The organism is Sulfitobacter sp. SK025 (assembly GCF_003352105.1).
Lineage (GTDB): Bacteria > Pseudomonadota > Alphaproteobacteria > Rhodobacterales > Rhodobacteraceae > Sulfitobacter > Sulfitobacter pontiacus.
Map to the genome: position 1 here is coordinate 2806600 of NZ_CP025808.1, position 17142 is coordinate 2823741.

Here is a 17142-nt window from a genome sequence, read left to right on the forward strand (position 1 = left end):
CGCTTACCACCGGGCCAGCGCGTCTTCGTCTTCTGCCTTTGATGCAACCCAATCCGCCCCTTTGGCAGTGATCTCACGCTTCCAGAAGGGTGCGCGCGACTTCAGGTAATCCATCAGGAATTCAGCCGCTTCAAACGCATCCTTGCGGTGGCGCGCAGCGGTGGCGACCATCATGATCATCTCGCCCGGCAGCAGTCGGCCGAAGCGGTGAATGACCAGCGCATCCCCCAGCGAAAACCGCGCCATCGCGGTTTCGGCCATCTCGGTCAGGGCAGACTCGGTCATGCCGGGGTAGTGTTCAATCTCCATCGCCTGCAACGGATCATCGGGCAGATCGCGCACGATGCCGGTGAAGGTCACGATGGCGCCCATATCCCGATGACCGGCAGCGAAATCCTGGCTTTCCTGCCCCAGATCAAAACCCGCTTCCTGAACCGAGATCTTCATCTCAGCCCCCTGTCATCGGCGGGAAAAACGCCACTTCGCGCACCCCGTCTAACGAGGCATTGAAATCGGCAAGTTCCTGATCCACGGCGACACGCAGGCCGGACAGATCGGAAAAGGCGACCGCATAGCGCTCTTCGCGCGCGCGCAGTTCCTCTACAAGGTCCAGGACAGTGCGGGCCGACGTATCAACCTTCTCACGAGGCAGCCCGATACGTTCGCGAACCCATGCAAAATACAAGATATTCATCAGCGTGGCTCCACCAGATGGGGCATGGATTTGCGCAGATAATCATAGCCGGTGATCGCCGTCAGCGCCGCCGCAACCCAAAGCAGCGCCAACCCGACCCGGCCGGCCCAGATCATCCCGTGGAACTTCCAGGTGAGCCCTAGAACGTCCTCTTCCTCACCAGAGAGTATGGCGCCGACCAAGGCATTATCCATGCCGAAAATCGACATGCCAAAGTAATGTTCAAACAGCCCCTGCCCGAACAACACGGCGATCGCGACCATCTGCGCGGTTGTCTTCCACTTGGCCAGTGCCGTGACCTTCAAGGTGCCGGACACATCCCCCAGAAACTCCCGCAGGCCCGAAACAAAGACTTCGCGAAACAGGATCACGGTGGCAGGGAGCACCAGCCATGGCGACCAGCTTGAAACCGCGACGATCACCATCAGCGCAATCACCACCATCGCCTTGTCGGCAATCGGGTCCAGCATGGTCCCCAGCTTGGTTTCCTGCCCCCACGCGCGCGCAAGATAGCCGTCAAACCAATCGGTGACCGCTGCGGCGATGAATAGGAACATCGCCAAAGCGTCCGCATAGGGACGCGAAAAATACAAGAACATCACAGCCACACCCGGGGCCGCGACAAGACGCAAGAGCGTCAGGATATTGGGGATATTCCACTTCATAGCGTCACCCTACAGTGGCAAGACGACAGGGGAAAGTGCCAAGATATCGCCTTCATTTTGCAAAATAAACTCCCCGCGGAGCGTCCTGCCCCCAACACGTGCCCGAAGGCTGAAATTTCGGGCTATCCGCGTTCGTGGAAAAACGCATAAATCCGTTCGGCCAACGCAACCGACACCCCGTCGACGGCCTTCAAGTCGCTCAAGTTCGCGCGACCAACGGCCTTGGCTGACCCGAAATGGGCCAGCAGCGCGCGTTTGCGGGCGGCACCGACGCCGGGCACGTCATCAAGGGGCGTCGCCCCCACGGCCTTGGCACGTTTGGCGCGGTGGGTGCCGATGGCGAAACGGTGGGCTTCGTCGCGCAAACGCTGGATGAAATACAAAACCGGATCATTATGCCGCAAGGCCATCGGGCGCTCGCCGACGCGGTAAAATTCCTCTTTGCCCGCATCACGATCCACACCTTTGGCCACGCCGACCATCGGAATATCCTCGACCCCGTATTCGCGCATGATGGACGCCACAGCACTCACCTGCCCTGCACCACCGTCGATCAACAACAGGTCGGGCCACATGCCAAGCTTGCGGTCCGGGTCTTCCTTGAGCAACCGTTTGAAACGGCGGGTCAGCACCTCTTTCATCATGCCAAAGTCATCCCCCGGCGTCAGGTCATCACCGCGAATGTTGAACTTGCGGTACTGGTTTTTCATCATCCCGTCGGGGCCGGCGACAATCATACCGCCAACCGCGTTCGTCCCCTGGATGTGGGAGTTATCGTAGACCTCGATCCGTTGCGGCGGTGCAGGCAGATCAAAGGCGTCAGCGATACCTTTAAGAAGGTTCGTCTGGGTCGCTGTCTCTGCCAGTTTACGCGCCAGAGATTCGCGCGCATTGCGCAGCGCCCCATCGACCAGCTCTGCTTTTTCGCCACGTTTGGGGACCACGATATCAACTTTACGCCCCAGCTTCCCCGACAGCGCCTCGACCATCAGATCGGGACTTTCGATGTCGTTCGACAGGATCAACTGGCGCGGCGGTTCGCGGGTGTCATAGAACTGACCGATAAAGGCTTCCAGCACCTCGGCGGCATCCACATCGGGGCCCACACGGGGATAGTAGTCGCGGTTCCCCCAGTTCTGGTTGGCGCGGATAAAGAAGACCTGCACGCAAGCCTGCCCCTGATCCAGGTGCAGCGCGATAATATCCGCTTCCGCAACGCCTTGCGGGTTGATCCCCTGCGCCGTTTGCACCTGCGTCAGCGCCTTGATCCGGTCGCGCAGGGCGGCGGCGCGTTCAAACTCCATCGCCTCTGACGCCTCGGCCATCTCGGTCGCCAGCCGGCCCTGAATATCGGTGGACTTACCGTTGAGAAATTTCTCCGCGTCCTGCACCGTCTTGCGATATTCTTCGGGCGAAATCTTACCCACACAGGGGGCAGAGCACCGCTTGATCTGATGCTGCAAGCAAGGACGCGAGCGGCTTTCGAACATCGCGTCAGAGCAATCGCGCAGCAGGAACACCCGTTGCAGCTGGTTCAGCGTGCGGTTCACCGCACCGGCGCTGGCGAAGGGCCCGTAGTAATTGCCCTTTTCCTTTTTGGCCCCACGGTGCTTTTTGATCTGCGGATAATCATGCGTGGCCGTGACCAGAATATTGGGAAAGCTCTTGTCATCGCGCAGCAGCACGTTGAATTTCGGCTTGAGCTGTTTGATCAGGTTCTGTTCAAGCAGCAACGCCTCGGTCTCTGTCTTCGTGGTCAGAAACATCATCGACGCGGTGTTTGATATCATCCGCGCGATCCGGCCTGAATGACCCGACGGCCGCGCGTAGTTGCTCACCCGCGCCCGCAAATTCCGCGCCTTGCCCACGTAAAGGACACGGCTTTCCGAATCGAGCATCCGGTACACACCAGGAGAGCCATCAATCGTTTTCAGGTACGATTGAATCACCTCATGGCCGGTTTTCGGTTTTTCGTTAGCGTCTGACATTGATTCGAGCGTTCGGACCTTTTGGCTGCAACAGTGTTAGCGGTAGGACAAGATTAAACATACCCACGACTCTTGTGGATAACCTTGCAGATAACTTTCAAACAGCGCGGATTTTCCCATGTATTAATGGGGCTTCCGGCGTTTGCCTAATTTTTAGGCATATATGCAAGTCATTGATTTTAGATGATATTTTTATTAACACTTTCCAACCCACTGAAAACACGCCCCTTTTTGTAACGGTTTTGTTACCGATGTGACCGCGGTGCACAACTTGCGTGGAAAGCCTATTCTAGGCCTTGCGCGTCGGGGGTTTTCCAGCCTAGGTGCTGCCCCCCGTCAGTGCAGATCAACTGCCCCGTGACCGACGGCGCATCAAGGAAATAGCCCAATGCAGCGGTAATATCGCGGGGATTCGCCCCCCGTTCGAGAATCACCTTGGACCGCTGTCGCGCAAAGTGTTCGTCGGTCTGCTTGGCCCCCTTCAGGGTCGGCCCCGGACCGATTGCATTGACCCGTATCGCCGGTGCCAGTGCTTGGGAAGATGTCTGGGTCAGCGCCCACAACCCCATTTTTCCGATGGTATATGTCATGAACTCCGGCGTGAGCTTGCGCACACGCTGGTCCAGCATATTGATGATCAGCCCAACGGCGACGGGCTCGCCCTGTGCGTCAGTCTCAGGCGCCAAGCCTTGCGCGGCCATGGCCTGCGTCAGAATGAAAGGTGCCCGCAGGTTGCTGCCGATATGGCGGTTCCAGCTTTCCTCTGTCGCGGTAGAAATGTTGTCGTACTCAAAAATCGACGCGTTGTTCACAAGGCAGGTGATCGGCCCGCCAAGTGCCCCTGCCGCGCGTGGCAGCAGATCATGCGTCGCGGTCTCGTCCAGCAGATCGGCTTGCAGGGCGACAGCCTGCCGCCCCTTTGCCTTCAACTCCGAGACAACCTCGTCTGCACCGTCGGACGAGCTGTTGTAATGCACCGCAACGTCGTACCCGCGATCCCCGAGATATAGCGCCATCGCACGCCCCAAGCGGGCTCCGGCGCCGGTTACCAACGCGTGTTTCATACCGCACCTCTTTTAGATCAGAACAGCCGCCATATAGCCCGCATAGACGGCACATAGAACGATGCCCCAGATGCGGTTGATGTCACGCCCCAGATACACAAAGGGGATCAACAGCAGCGACGCCCCCAGCATGACCCACAGATCGAACCGCAGGAATTCCGGATCAACATGGATCGGCCCTACAAGGCTCGCGATACCGATAATGCCCAGCAGGTTGAACAGGTTGGACCCGATCACGTTACCCAAGGCGACATCAGCCTGACGACGCAGCGCAGCCATGACAGTCGTGGCGAGTTCGGGCATCGAGGTTCCGATCGCCACCAGCGTCAGCCCGATGACCGTATCGCTCACACCGTAGGCGCGCGCGATTATGGACGCATTATCCACCAGCAGCCCCGCCCCGAGGGGCAAACCCACCAACCCGAGCACAAGGAATACCGCGATGCGCCAGCCCGGCATATCGGGATCGGCCCCTTCGGGCTCTTCTAGGTCCGCGGCGGCAGCATTTTTACATTCGCGGCGATGCTCTTTGCTGTCGCGGTACATGTCGTACAGCACATAGGCCAAGGCCCCCAGCAACACGAAACCCGCCCAGAAATCGAAAACGCCACGATACGCCAGCCCGATGAACAACACCGAAGCCGCAATCATCATGTTGAACGTCTTGCGCGTGCTACACTCTGACGTGTGCATCGTTGCCAGCAAGGCGGGCACCCCGAGCACCAGCAGGATGTTCGCGGTGTTCGACCCCACGACATTGCCCAATGCGATCCCAGGTGAATCATCCAACACCGCCTTGATCGACACCAGCAATTCGGGCGCAGACGTCCCGAACGCCACAATCGTCAGGCTGACGATCAAAGCGGGCACGCCGAGGCGCAGGGACAGGTTAACCGCCCCCTTAACCAACGCATCCCCGGCCAGCAACAAAATCACCAGCCCCAAAACACTTAGAACCCAAGGCATAATCATCCGCGTTTACCCCCGCATCCGCAGGGAGATTTCCCAATGCGATAGCGTCCACAATTATTACATTTCTTCTGGCTCAGGCGCTTACCGCCCAGCCAGTGCATCTTTCCAAACCATGCGAGCGTGCCCATGGCGACCAGAAACAATAAGACAATCTTAAAGACCATGCGTCAGAGCCCGAACCGCGCATAGGCCGCGCGCTCTTCAATACTGTCGACCGCGTCGCCGATGATCTGCGCACCAAAGCGGGACAGCAGCCCCTTTTTGGTGCCGTAGCGGTTGAACTTCACCTTGTCGCCAAAGCGTTGCTTGATCATCGGGCGCAGGTGGCCGATGCCGTCGATCAGCCCCAGCTCGGTGGCGCGTTTCGCCAGCCAGACCTCTCCGGTGAACAGGTCAGTGTCAGAGGAAAGCTTGCTCCCGCGGCGTGATGTGACGTGATCGATAAAGTTCCCGTGGATATCCTCCAGCAGTTGCTTCAACCGCGCGACATCTTCGGGCTTTTCAGGGCGGAACGGGTCGAGCATGGATTTGGACTGGCCCGCAGTATAAACCCGCCGCTCTACCCCGTGGCGTTGGATAAATTCATCCGCACCAAAAGACGCCGAGATCACACCGATGGACCCCAGAACGGAACTGGGATCGGCATAGATTTCATCCGCAGCCGCGGCCAGCCAATATCCGCCAGAGGCCGCGACATCTTCGACAAAGGCGATGACGGGGATGTTCTTTTCGTCGGCCAGACGCCGGATGCGCGCGCCGATCAGCGACGATTGCACCGGGCTACCGCCGGGACTGCTGATTTCCAAAACCACAGCCGCAGGTTTGCCGCGGTTGAATGCTTTGTCGATGGCGGGGCCAATGCCGCTGTCGTTCAGGCCACCACGGGTGCGGCCCCCGATCACGCCGGACAGTCGCACCACGGAAACCGTCGGACGGGAGGCCAAGAAGGGAAGGTATTTTCTCATACCTTCCCATGTAGAGTGCACCATACCTGCAAACAAGGAGGGCACCCGATACTTACTGCCTAATCCGCCAGCCGGTACGGAAAATCCAACCGATCACCGCAAGACAAAGCGCCGTAAAGCCCGCGATGGCCAAAAGGCTCGTCACAATCGGCACATCCGCCGATCCGAAGAAGGCCCAGCGGAAGCCCGAGATCAGATACACCACCGGGTTAAAGTGAGAGATCACCTGCCACACCGGCGGCAGCATAGAAATCGAATAGAACGATCCCCCAAGGAAGACCAAGGGCGTCACAATCAACAGCGGCACAAGCTGCAACTGTTCAAAGTTGCCCGCCCAGATCCCGATGATGAAGCCCATCAGCGAAAAGCTGATGCAGGTCAGCACCAGAAAGGCCACCATCCAGATCGGATGCTGAATGGTGATGTCCACAAAGAAGAACGCCGTGAGCAGGATGATCACCCCGATAAACAGTGCCTTGGTCGCCGCGGCCCCGACATAGCCACAGACAATTTCAATAAAGTTAACCGGCGCGGATAAAAGTTCGAACACGGTGCCGATGAACTTGGGGAAATAGATGCCAAAGGACGCGTTCGAGATCGACTGCGTGATCACGCTCAGCATGATCAGCCCCGGTACGATGAACGCGCCATAGCTGATGCCTTCGACCTCTTGGATGCGGCTGCCGATCGCCGCGCCGAACACGACGAAATACAGCGATGTCGACAACACCGGAGAGATCAGACTCTGCGTGATGGTGCGAAAGAAGCGCGCCATTTCAAACGTGTAGATGGATTTGACAGCGATCCAGTTCATGCCGCGTCCTCCTTGACCAGATCGACAAAAATATCCTCAAGACTGCTTTGCGACGTCTCAAGATCAGACAGCACAAGCCCCGCGGCCGCCACATCGGACAAGAGCTTGGTGATGCCCGTCCGCTCTGCCCGCGTGTCATAGGAATAGATCAGCGCGTGCCCGTCGTCGGACAGGGTCAGCGCGTCAGAGACAAGACTGTCGGGGATCGCGTCAATCGGTTGGGTTAGTTGCACCACCAACTGCTTTTTCCCCATGCGTGACATCAACGTGTCTTTATCCTCGACCAGCAGCAGCTCGCCGTGGGCGATCACACCAATCCGGTCGGCAATCGCCTCGGCTTCCTCAATATAGTGGGTGGTGAGGATGATGGTCACGCCGCTGGCCTTCAGGTCCGCGACGATGTTCCACATATCGCGGCGCAGCTCTACGTCGACGCCGGCGGTGGGTTCGTCCAAGAACAGGACGCGGGGCTCATGCGCCAAAGCCTTGGCAATCAAGACACGACGTTTCATCCCGCCCGACAAGGCGCGGATCTGGCTGTCTTTCTTGTCCCACAGCGATAGCTGCCGCAGGATCTTTTCAACTGCTGCATCATCCTTGGGTTTCCCAAACAACCCGCGCGAGAAACGCACAGTGCTGATGACTTTTTCAAAGGGTTCAAGGTTGATCTCTTGCGGTACCAGCCCGATCATCGACCGCGCACCACGGTAGTCGTTTACCGTGTCGAAACCGCCCACAGTGACGCTACCGCCTGTGCCGGTCGTGATCCCGCAAATGGTTGAAATAAGTGTTGTTTTCCCTGCGCCATTGGGCCCAAGCAGGGCAAGGATTTCGCCCTCTCGGATGTTCAGCGACACGCCTTTCAGCGCCTCGAACCCATCTGCATAGGCCTTGCGCAGGTCGGTGATCTTTACGATGTCAGGCATGGGCGTCTCCGGTGTTGTTGGCCGGAAACTAGACTGATTATTCCAAAGTGAACAGGCCCTACCCGTCAGCTTTTGCTGCGGCCGAACCAGCCCTTTTTCTCGGCTGGTGCATCCGCTGCCTCTGCCGCTTCCGCCGGCGCATCTTCGGCTGGGCCCTCAAGCGTTTCTTGCAGATTGTTAAAGAACTGGTCCGCCATCTTTTTGGCAAACCCGTCGATGATCCGGCTGCCAAGCTGCGCAAGCTTGCCGCCGACCTTGGCCTCGACGTCATAGGAAAGCTCGGTCCCGCCATCGACAGCAGCCAACGTCACGTCCGCCTCGCCCTTGGCAAAGCCCGCAGCACCGCCTTTGCCTTCGCCGCTGATCTTGATCGACTGGTCGGGCACCATATCGGTCATGGTGACCTGCCCCTTGAACGTGGCTTTGACGGGGCCGACCTTCTGCACCACGGTCGCCTCGAACCCTTCTTGCGGCGAACCGGTCACCTCGGTTGCGCCGGGGACGCATTTGATCAGCATGTCAGGGTCCAGCAGCGCGGCATATACCTCTGCCGGGCTGGCTGCGATCTGGCGGGTCTCTGACATTTTCATGGGGGCTCTCCGTTGATGGCTTTGCGACAACCTAGCGCACATCAATTGGCAACGCCAAGGTCAAACGCGCGGGTCCAGCTTTTGCGATAGGGCCGCTAAAGACCTCAACAGTCGCCACATCGCCAATAAAACGCAGACCCTAGCTGACCCGTACGATGACCTTGCCCGTCGCCTTGCGCGTGCGCAGCAAATCCAGCGCTTCGTTCGCTTGATCCAGCGGCAGCACGTGACTCACATGGGGTTTCAGCTTGCCCGCGCTATACCAGTCGATCAGCACCTTGAAGCTGTCTGTCAGCACCTGCGGTTTGAAATTCTTGTACCCCCCCCAGAAAAAACCCAGCACGTCGATATTCTTGACCAGCAGGATATTGGCAGGGATCTGCGGCACCTCGCCCGAGGCAAACCCAAGCGGCAGGATGCGGGCCTCGGGGTTGCAGGCCCGCAGCGCTGCCTTGAACTGGTCGCCGCCGATCGGGTCATAGACCACATCTGCCCCGCCCAAGGATTTCACCACCTCGCGGATGTCATCGGTTTCTGAATCGATCAGATGGTCGGCCCCGGCAGCGCGGCAAATCTCCAGCTTGGCCGCACCACGGGCGCAGGCGATGACCTCTGCCCCCATGAGCTTGCCCAGCTCTACTGCTGTCAGCCCGACCCCGCCTGATGCCCCCAGCACCAGCAGACGTTCCCCCGGTTGCAGCCGCGCCTTATAGTCCAACGCCACATGGCTGGTGCCATAGGCCACAAGAAACGCCGCAGCATCCTCGGCCGGCATATCGTCGGGGATCGGCACGCAGACATTGGCGGGAATGGCGGCATATTCGGCCAGCCCCAACAGGCCGCTATAGGCAGCGATACGTTGACCAACGGCCAGATCGGTCACGCCCTCCCCCACGGCGGCGACGCTGCCCGAAAGCTCCATCCCCAGCGTAAAGGGCAGATCCGGCTTTTGCTGATAGGTCCCCTTGATCATCAGCAGGTCACCAAAGTTCAACCCGCAGGCATCGACCTTGATCAACACTTCGCCAGCGGCGGGGACGGGCATTTCCAGCTCTTGCTCGGACAGGGGCTGGTCATAGGCGGTGACTTGCATGGCGCGCATCGGGGGATCCTTTTGCTATTTCACGCACAAGGGCCAGAGCATTGGCGGCTTTGCAACCCCCTTGCCCCGACCCTTGTGAAATTACCCAGCGGCAGATGCCCGACCCCGCCATCCCCCCCCTTAGGGCATGATCATCAATCGGATCACATAGGCCACCAGCCCAAGCGCTGCGACGCTCAGCACCCAGATCAGGACAAACCACCCGGTGCGTGTCATCCAGTTGCGTCGCATCAGTGGTAACCCTCTTCGGGGTCGATCTTCCCGCGGAACACCCAGTAGGTATAGATCGTGTAAGACAGGATCATCGGCAGCAGGACCAAAGTGCCGACCAAGGCGAACTTGAGACTGCTATCTGGTGCCGCGGCCTCGACGATGGTCAGGGACGAAGGCACGATATAGGGGTAGAAGCTGATCCCGATCCCGATAAAGCCCAGCACGAACAGCGCCAGCGCGCAGAGGAACGGCGTCACGTCCCAATGACGTTGCAGCCCGTGGAACAGCCCATAGACGGCCGCGGCCACCAAGGCAGGCACCAGAAAGCTGAAGATCGCGGTCGGAAAGGCGAACCAGCGGCCAAAGAAAGCGTCATTCAGGAAGGGCGTCCAAAGGCTGACGAGCCCCATGAACACCAGTGTTGCGATGGCAAAGGGCCAGGCCAGCCGCCGCATATGCGCCTGAATACGCCCTTCGAGCTTCATGTTCAGCCAGGTCGCGCCCAGCATCGCATAGCCGACGGTCACCGCGAAACCGGTCAGGACAGAGAAGGGCGTCAGCCAGTCCCACCAGCCGCCGGCATAGGCGCGATTCTCGATCTCGATCCCCTGCACCAGCGCGCCAAGCGCGATCCCCTGACACATGGAGGCCACCAGCGAGCCCCCGAAGAACGAAATATCCCACAGATGTTTGCCCCGCACCGTGCGCCAGCGGTATTCAAAGGCGACGCCGCGAAAGACCAGCCCCAGCAGCATCAGGATGATCGGCATATAAAGCGCGGGCATCACCGTGGCATAGGCCAGCGGGAAGACGGCGAACAAACCGCCGCCGCCCAGAACCAGCCAAGTTTCATTGCCGTCCCAGATAGGCGCGACAGAGTTCATCATCACATCACGTTCGCCCTCGTCCTTGGACAGCGGGAACAACAGCCCGACCCCAAGGTCGAACCCGTCGAGGATGACATAGATCAGCACCGCAAGTGCGATGATGCCGGCCCAGATAAACGAAAGCTCTAATCCAAACATCTGCTGTCTCCTACTCTGACGCTGCTATGTCTTGGGTCTTGTCCTGCGCCACCGGAGTCGTCCCCGCCGCCCGCACCGGCCCGTCGGTGATCTCTCCTTGCGCGCCCACATGGGGGCGTTTGCGCATCAGCCCGAGGATATAGAAAACCCCCGCCCCGAAGACGAAGAAATAGACCACGATGAAAGAGATCAACGATGCACCAACCGCAGGCGCGCTGACTGGCGCAAGGCTGTCACTGGTGCGCAGCAGCCCGTAGACGGTAAAGGGCTGACGTCCGACCTCGGTCGTGATCCACCCGGCCAGCACCGCGACAAAGCCCATCGGCCCCATGACAATCGCCGCCCGATGCAACCAGCGCGAGCTGTGCAGCATCCCGCGCCAGCGCGCGATCCCGCCCCAAAGGCCAAAGCCCAGCATGGCAAAACCAAGCCCCACCATCACCCGGAACGAGAAAAAGACGATGGCAACCGGCGGCTCGTCCTCGTCAGGGATCGTGTCCAGCCCGGCCAGCGGCGCGTTCAGGTCATGCTTGAGGATCAGCGACGACAGTTTTGGCACCTCGACGGCGTAATCGACCCGTTTTTCTGCCTGATTGGGGATGCCGAACAGGATCAGCGGCGCGCCGTCGGGGTGGCTGTCGAAATGCCCCTCCATCGCCATGACCTTGGCGGGCTGATGCTCTAGCGTGTTGATGCCGTGGAAATCCCCTGCCGCGATCTGCAAGGGGGTGACCAGCAGCAGCATCCACATCGCCATAGAGAACATGCGCCGCGACGCAGGCCCCTGATTGTCCTTCAGCAAATGCCACGCACCCACAGCGCCCACAACCAGCGCCGTCGTCAGATAAGCCGCCAGCACCATATGCAGCAAACGGTAGGGGAACGACGGGTTGAAGACGATCTTCCACCAATCCAGCGGAATGAACTGCCCCACATCGTTAAAGCCATAGCCCGCAGGGGTCTGCATCCAGCTGTTCACCGACAGGATCCAAGTGGCCGAAAGCAACGTGCCAAAGGCCACCATCGCTGTGGCGAACATATGCAGGCCTGGCCCGACCCGTTTCAGACCAAACAGCATGATGCCCAGAAAGCCGGCCTCTAGGAAGAAGGCCGACAGCACCTCATAGGCCATCAGCGGCCCGACCACCGGCCCCGCCTTGTCAGAGAAGACCGACCAGTTGGTCCCGAATTGATAGGACATCACAATACCCGACACGACGCCCATGCCAAAGGCCACGGCAAAGATCTTTTTCCAGTAGTCGAAAAGCACCCTATAGGTTTCGTCCTTGGTCCATAGCCAAAGCGCATTCACCACCGCCAGAAAGCTGGCCAACCCGATCGAGAACGCCGGAAAGATAATGTGAAACGAAACGGTAAAGGCGAATTGGACCCGTGCCAGAACCTCGGCGGAAAACCCATCAAGCATGTCGTACCTCGTAGTGAATGGCCAAAAACAACGGGTTTCGGCCCTTACACCCTAGATAGCGCTGCACCCCCCATAAGTCACATGCTCAAATCGCCGCAGAAGCCGGACGTGCTATAGGGTGATGCGCACAAGAAGCCCCGGCGCGTTGTCCAGCAGCGCGATCTGCCCGCCGTGCAGTTTTACCACCCCCTCCACAAGGCTGAGCCCCAGACCGTTGCCCGGCGTGTGGCGGCTGGCATCCAATCGGTACAAGCGGCGCAGCACTTTGTCGCGCGCGTCTTCGGGGATGCCGGGGCCATTGTCGGCGACCTCGATCACAGGCCGCCCCTGCGTGCGGGAAAGCGTCAGCGTGATCTCGCTGCCCTCGGGCGTGTGGCGCATGGCGTTTTCCAGCAGGTTCGACATCACCTGCCCCAACAGGTTCTTATCGCCCGAGACGGTGATTTGCGCGTCGGGCACGGCACTGTGCAACCGCTGCTGCTTGGCCGCGGCGGCGGGCTCGTACACTTCGGTGAGGGTCTCGCAAAGCTGGTTCAGATCGACAGACGCAAAATGCGTCTTGGGCGACCCTGCCTCGACCGAAGCAATCTGTAGCAGCGATTGAAAGACCGAAGCGATGCCCGCGACCTCCTCTTGCGCCTTGGCCAGCAAGATCCCTTCGTCGGTGTCTTCGGGCAGGCTGCGCGCCAGATCGTCCAGATGCACCGCGACGCGCTGGATCGGCGTCTTGAGGTCATGGGCAATGTCCGACGATACCTGCCGCAGCATCTGGGTCTGCGCCTCTTGTGCGCCTGCCATCTGGTTCACTTTGCTGCCGATACGTTGCAGATCATCGGCCCACCCCGGCGACACGGTCACCCGCGCGGCAAGATCGCCGGTCGTCAGGTCATCCAGCGTGCGCCCGATGACATCCACATGCCGCTTGCTGCGCCGCGCCAGATAAAGCCCGCCCGACAAGGCGACCAGCACCGTGGGTAGCAGGCTGATCAGCAGGATATTCAGGAACACCGTGCGCAGCCCTTCGATCTGTGCGCGGCTGCGGGCGACGGTCAGCTGCCCGCCATAAAGAGGCGTTGTCAGCGACAGGTAGACCCCGTCATATTCGGCCCGCCCCTCGGCCAGCGACACGATATGATAGCCTTCGTCATCCCGCGCGATGGCCCCGTTGCCATAGATACGCCCCGACGGGGTGATATAGCTGAGCACAACGCGGCTGGGATCGGCGTCGCGCGATTCAGCGTCCACCAGCAGGGCCACGGCGCGGGCATTGGGGGCCGCGCGAAAGCCCGCGATATCCTGTTCAAGATCCGCACGGATCGCGGTTTCAAACGAATTCTGCGTCACCGCATAGCTGGCCGCCAACCCCATCAGACTGACGGTCGAGAACAGCAAGACCAGCAGCAGCGCCAACCGCACCGGCATGGACCGCCAAAGCTGCGCCAGCCGCGCGGTCATCCGTCGATCCGGTAGCCGGCACCGCGCACGGTCTGGATCAGCTCGCGATCAAAGGGTTTGTCCACCTTGGCCCGCAAACGGCTGATGTGGGTTTCGACAACGTTGGTCATCGGGTCAAAGCTGATGTCCCAGACCGCTTCAAGCAACATGGTCCGGGTCTGCACCCTGCCCTTTCGACGCAGCAGATGTTCAAGCAGCGCGAATTCACGGGGCAGCAGGTCGATCTCCTGTCCGGCGCGGGTCACCTTGCGGGTGATCAGTTGCATTTCAAGATCGCCTGCACGCAGCACGGTTTCCTGCTCCATCGCTTGGGGGCGCCGTGCGAGGGCGGTGACTCGCGCCGAAAGCTCGCCAAAGGCGAAGGGTTTGACCAGATAGTCGTCGCCGCCCGCGTTCAACCCGCTGATACGGTCATCGACGCTGCCCATGGCGGTCAGAAACAGCACCGGCGTCAGGTTACCCGCGCCACGCAAGGTCTTGACCATCGTCAGCCCGTCGATCTCTGGCAACATCCGGTCGACGATCAGCACGTCGTAAGCCCCCGAGGTCGCCTGTATCAGCCCCTCGCGCCCTTCAGCGACAAGATCAACGGTATGCCCTTCTTCGCGCAACCCCCGCGCGATATAGGTTCCGGTGGTGGCATCATCTTCGACGACAAGCAGTTTCATATACAATGGTCCATTGCGGCTTTGATCCTTCGATACCTGATATAGGGCGTGCTGCCACCTGCGAGAGACCAGTTTACACATTTGTATAGCCCGCAAAAACCCGCTGTTAGAATGGGCTGCCATTTGGGTGTCATCCCTAAAGACGAAGGAAACACGCATGACATCTCTTTTCTCCTCCCCCCGCCGCGCAGCACCCTTTGTGCTCGCAGCGGCCCTTGCCTCTACCTCGGCCATGACGCTTGCCCCGACGGCGGCTCTGGCGGTGCCCGCCGGCGGCTATGCCGATCTGGTCGAACAAATCTCACCCGCTGTTGTCTTCATCGAGGTGACCGGCACGGCAGAGCAGGCCAGCGCGCAGGTGCAACTGCCCGAAGGCATGCCAGAGGAACTGCGCAAACGTTTTGAGCAGCTGATGCCGCAAGGACCGGCTGGCGCACAGCCGATGCACGGGCTTGGATCGGGCTTTATCGTGTCCAAGGACGGATCGATCGTGACGAACAACCACGTTGTCGCCGGTGCCGACACGGTCAAGGTCAAGCTGGCCGATGGCCGCAGCTTTGACGCCAAGGTGGTCGGCAGCGATGTGCTGACAGATATTGCCGTGCTCAAGGTCGAAGCGGATGTGGACCTTCCGGCGGTGAAATTCGGGTCTTCCGATAGCATGCGCGTCGGCGACGAGGTGGTCGCCATGGGCAACCCGTTTGGTCTGGGTGGCACGGTCACCACCGGCATCATCTCGGCCAAGTCGCGCAATATCAACGCGGGCCCCTATGATGACTTTATCCAGACCGATGCGGCGATCAACCGTGGCAACTCCGGCGGGCCGCTTTTCAATAACGCGGGCGAGGTAATTGGCGTGAACACCGCGATCCTGTCGCCTGATGGCGGCTCTGTCGGGATCGGCTTTTCAGTACCATCCGATCTGGTGCAGGACATCGTGGCCGACCTGTCTGACGACGGGGAAATCACCCGCGGCTGGCTTGGCGTACAAATCCGCCCGATGACGGCAGAGGTCGCGCAGGTGCTGGGGCTGGACGCGCCGAAAGGGGCGGTGATCGAAGCCATCGGCGATGACAGCCCGGCCAAGAAAGCGGGTCTTGAGAAAGGTGATATCATCCTGTCGTTCGACGACACAGAGATCAAGGAACTGCGCGACCTGACCCGCGCTGTGGCCGAAACCGATCCGGAAGCCAAAGCCGAGGTCATGGTCCTGCACAAGGGCAAAGAGGTCACGCGGACGGTCACCATCGGCACATTGGCCGATCAAAAAGCGTAAGCGTCTTCCAGCGGGCTTACCTCGTTCCCTGCTGGATTTGCCCGACCGCGTTCCCCAACGCGGCGGGCCCCACCGCCCGTCCCCCCGGTGCGGCAGACCACCTCCGACGTAGACCGTCGGGGGTGGTTTTCTTTTGGGCCTTCTACGGAGGTTTAGATTGTCGCCTCGAACAGCTTGCGCAGGTTTTCGGTGGTCAAGGTCACAGGGTTGCCACCGCAAGACGGGTCTTCAAGCGCCATCGCGACCAGATCGTCGATCCGGTCAGCGCTCACGCCCATTTCCGACAGTTTGCGCGGGATACCGAAGCTGTCGTTGAACTTCTGCACGAAGGCGCGGAAGCCGTCATAGCCGCCGTCGATCCCCAGATACCCTGCCGCGCGGTCAAAGCGGTCGCGGATTTCAGGCTCGTTCAGGTCCAGCACCGCGGGCATGCAGACCGCATTGGTGGTGCCGTGGTGCGTGTTGAACACCGCGCCGATCGGGTGGCTCATGGCGTGGATCGCGCCCAGACCTTTCTGGAACGCCGTCGCCCCCATCGCCGCCGCCGACATAAGCTGCGCGCGCGCTTCGATGTCGTTGCCGTCTGCATAGGCGCGCGGCAGATAGTCGATGACCAGCCGCATGCCCTCCAGCGCGATACCTTGCGACATGGGGTGGTAATGCGGGCTGCTGAACGCCTCGACGCAATGGGCAAAGGCATCAAGGCCGGTGCCTGCGGTGATATGCTTGGGCATCCCCACCGTCAGCTCGGGGTCGCAGATCACGATGCTGGGCAGCACTTTGGGGTGGAAAATGATCTTTTTCACATGGGTTTCAGAGTTGGTCAGCACCGACGCGCGCCCCACCTCAGATCCGGTGCCCGCCGTGGTCGGCACGGCGATGATCGGCGCGATGGCGTCGGCATCGGCGCGGGTCCACCAATCGCCCACATCCTCGTAATCCCACACAGGCCGCGACTGTCCCGCCATGAAGGCGACCATCTTGCCCAGATCAAGGCCGGAGCCACCGCCAAAGGCGATCACACCATCGTGCCCGCCCTCGCGGTAGACCTTCAGCCCTGCCTCAAGGTTCAGCTCGGTCGGGTTTGCGTCCACTTCCGAGAACATCGCGCGGCCAAAGCCTGCGCCGTCCAGCAGGTCCAGCGTGCGGGTCGTGATCTCCATCGAGGCAAGGCCCTTGTCCGTCACCAGCAAGGGGTTTTTCATCCCCGTGGCCACGCAGGCCTCTCCGATTTCAGAAATACGGCCCGCGCCAAAGCGGATGGCGGTGGGGTAGGACCAGTTGTTTTGCAGTGCCATA

Annotated in this window: 18 protein-coding genes; 1 reads left to right on the forward strand and 17 read right to left on the reverse strand. The window is 60.2% G+C overall.

Going from position 1 to position 17142, the window contains the following annotated elements:
- Window positions 1-3 precede the first annotated feature (3 nt).
- The 16 genes from C1J04_RS13665 to C1J04_RS13740 form a co-directional block, all read right to left on the reverse strand.
- Entirely contained in the window at window positions 4-447 is a 444-nt protein-coding gene (locus tag C1J04_RS13665) for a molybdenum cofactor biosynthesis protein MoaE (protein WP_009825254.1), read from the reverse strand.
- Between the two features lies 1 nt (window position 448).
- The gene (moaD, locus tag C1J04_RS13670; protein WP_009825255.1) at window positions 449-694 is read right to left on the reverse strand and encodes a molybdopterin converting factor subunit 1; all 246 of its coding nucleotides are present in this window, start codon (window positions 692-694) and stop codon (window positions 449-451) included.
- Window positions 694-1359, reverse strand: a complete 666-nt coding sequence (gene pgsA, locus C1J04_RS13675) for a CDP-diacylglycerol--glycerol-3-phosphate 3-phosphatidyltransferase (protein WP_009825256.1) — start codon at window positions 1357-1359, stop codon at window positions 694-696. Before pgsA ends, moaD begins: the two co-directional genes overlap by 1 nt.
- Window positions 1360-1481: 122 nt before the next feature.
- Window positions 1482-3347: an excinuclease ABC subunit UvrC gene (gene uvrC / locus C1J04_RS13680; protein ID WP_009825257.1), complete on the reverse strand. Its 1866-nt coding sequence runs from the start codon at window positions 3345-3347 to the stop codon at window positions 1482-1484.
- Between the two features lie 284 nt (window positions 3348-3631).
- Window positions 3632-4411 (reverse strand): SDR family oxidoreductase, encoded by a 780-nt coding sequence (locus C1J04_RS13685; RefSeq protein ID WP_009825258.1) that lies wholly within the window; start codon window positions 4409-4411, stop codon window positions 3632-3634.
- Window positions 4412-4423: 12 nt separating this feature from the next.
- A complete protein-coding gene (locus C1J04_RS13690) occupies window positions 4424-5377 on the reverse strand; it encodes a calcium/sodium antiporter (RefSeq protein WP_037953883.1) in 954 nt (317 codons plus the stop codon).
- Window positions 5378-5550: 173 nt separating this feature from the next.
- On the reverse strand, window positions 5551-6348 hold the full coding sequence (locus C1J04_RS13695; protein WP_009825260.1) for a S49 family peptidase: 798 nt from the start codon (window positions 6346-6348) through the stop codon (window positions 5551-5553).
- Window positions 6349-6400: 52 nt separating this feature from the next.
- On the reverse strand, window positions 6401-7162 hold the full coding sequence (locus C1J04_RS13700) for an ABC transporter permease (RefSeq protein WP_005849702.1): 762 nt from the start codon (window positions 7160-7162) through the stop codon (window positions 6401-6403).
- Entirely contained in the window at window positions 7159-8088 is a 930-nt protein-coding gene (locus tag C1J04_RS13705; protein WP_009825261.1) for an ABC transporter ATP-binding protein, read from the reverse strand. The genes C1J04_RS13700 and C1J04_RS13705 overlap by 4 nt, the downstream gene beginning before the upstream one ends.
- A gap of 65 nt (window positions 8089-8153) precedes the next feature.
- Window positions 8154-8678, reverse strand: coding sequence for a CoxG family protein (locus C1J04_RS13710; RefSeq protein ID WP_009825262.1), 525 nt, complete (start codon window positions 8676-8678; stop codon window positions 8154-8156).
- Between the two features lie 139 nt (window positions 8679-8817).
- On the reverse strand, window positions 8818-9780 hold the full coding sequence (locus C1J04_RS13715; protein WP_009825263.1) for an NADPH:quinone oxidoreductase family protein: 963 nt from the start codon (window positions 9778-9780) through the stop codon (window positions 8818-8820).
- 120 nt (window positions 9781-9900) lie between these two features.
- Window positions 9901-10011, reverse strand: a complete 111-nt coding sequence (locus C1J04_RS13720) for a DUF2474 family protein (protein WP_009825264.1) — start codon at window positions 10009-10011, stop codon at window positions 9901-9903.
- Window positions 10011-11018 (reverse strand): cytochrome d ubiquinol oxidase subunit II, encoded by a 1008-nt coding sequence (gene cydB, locus C1J04_RS13725; RefSeq protein ID WP_005849712.1) that lies wholly within the window; start codon window positions 11016-11018, stop codon window positions 10011-10013. Before cydB ends, C1J04_RS13720 begins: the two co-directional genes overlap by 1 nt.
- Before the next feature lie 10 nt (window positions 11019-11028).
- Window positions 11029-12444, reverse strand: a complete 1416-nt coding sequence (locus tag C1J04_RS13730) for a cytochrome ubiquinol oxidase subunit I (RefSeq protein ID WP_009825265.1) — start codon at window positions 12442-12444, stop codon at window positions 11029-11031.
- A gap of 111 nt (window positions 12445-12555) precedes the next feature.
- Complete coding sequence (locus C1J04_RS13735) at window positions 12556-13899, reverse strand: sensor histidine kinase (RefSeq protein WP_009825266.1); 1344 nt, start codon at window positions 13897-13899, stop codon at window positions 12556-12558.
- Window positions 13896-14567: a winged helix-turn-helix domain-containing protein gene (locus tag C1J04_RS13740; protein ID WP_009825267.1), complete on the reverse strand. Its 672-nt coding sequence runs from the start codon at window positions 14565-14567 to the stop codon at window positions 13896-13898. Before C1J04_RS13740 ends, C1J04_RS13735 begins: the two co-directional genes overlap by 4 nt.
- A gap of 157 nt (window positions 14568-14724) precedes the next feature.
- On the opposite strand from C1J04_RS13740, the gene C1J04_RS13745 reads away from it, so the two are divergent.
- Complete coding sequence (locus C1J04_RS13745; protein WP_037953887.1) at window positions 14725-15843, forward strand: Do family serine endopeptidase; 1119 nt, start codon at window positions 14725-14727, stop codon at window positions 15841-15843.
- 152 nt (window positions 15844-15995) lie between these two features.
- On the opposite strand, the gene C1J04_RS13750 is transcribed toward C1J04_RS13745, so the two are convergent.
- Window positions 15996-17141, reverse strand: a complete 1146-nt coding sequence (locus tag C1J04_RS13750; RefSeq protein ID WP_009825269.1) for an iron-containing alcohol dehydrogenase — start codon at window positions 17139-17141, stop codon at window positions 15996-15998.
- Window position 17142: the final 1 nt, after the last annotated feature.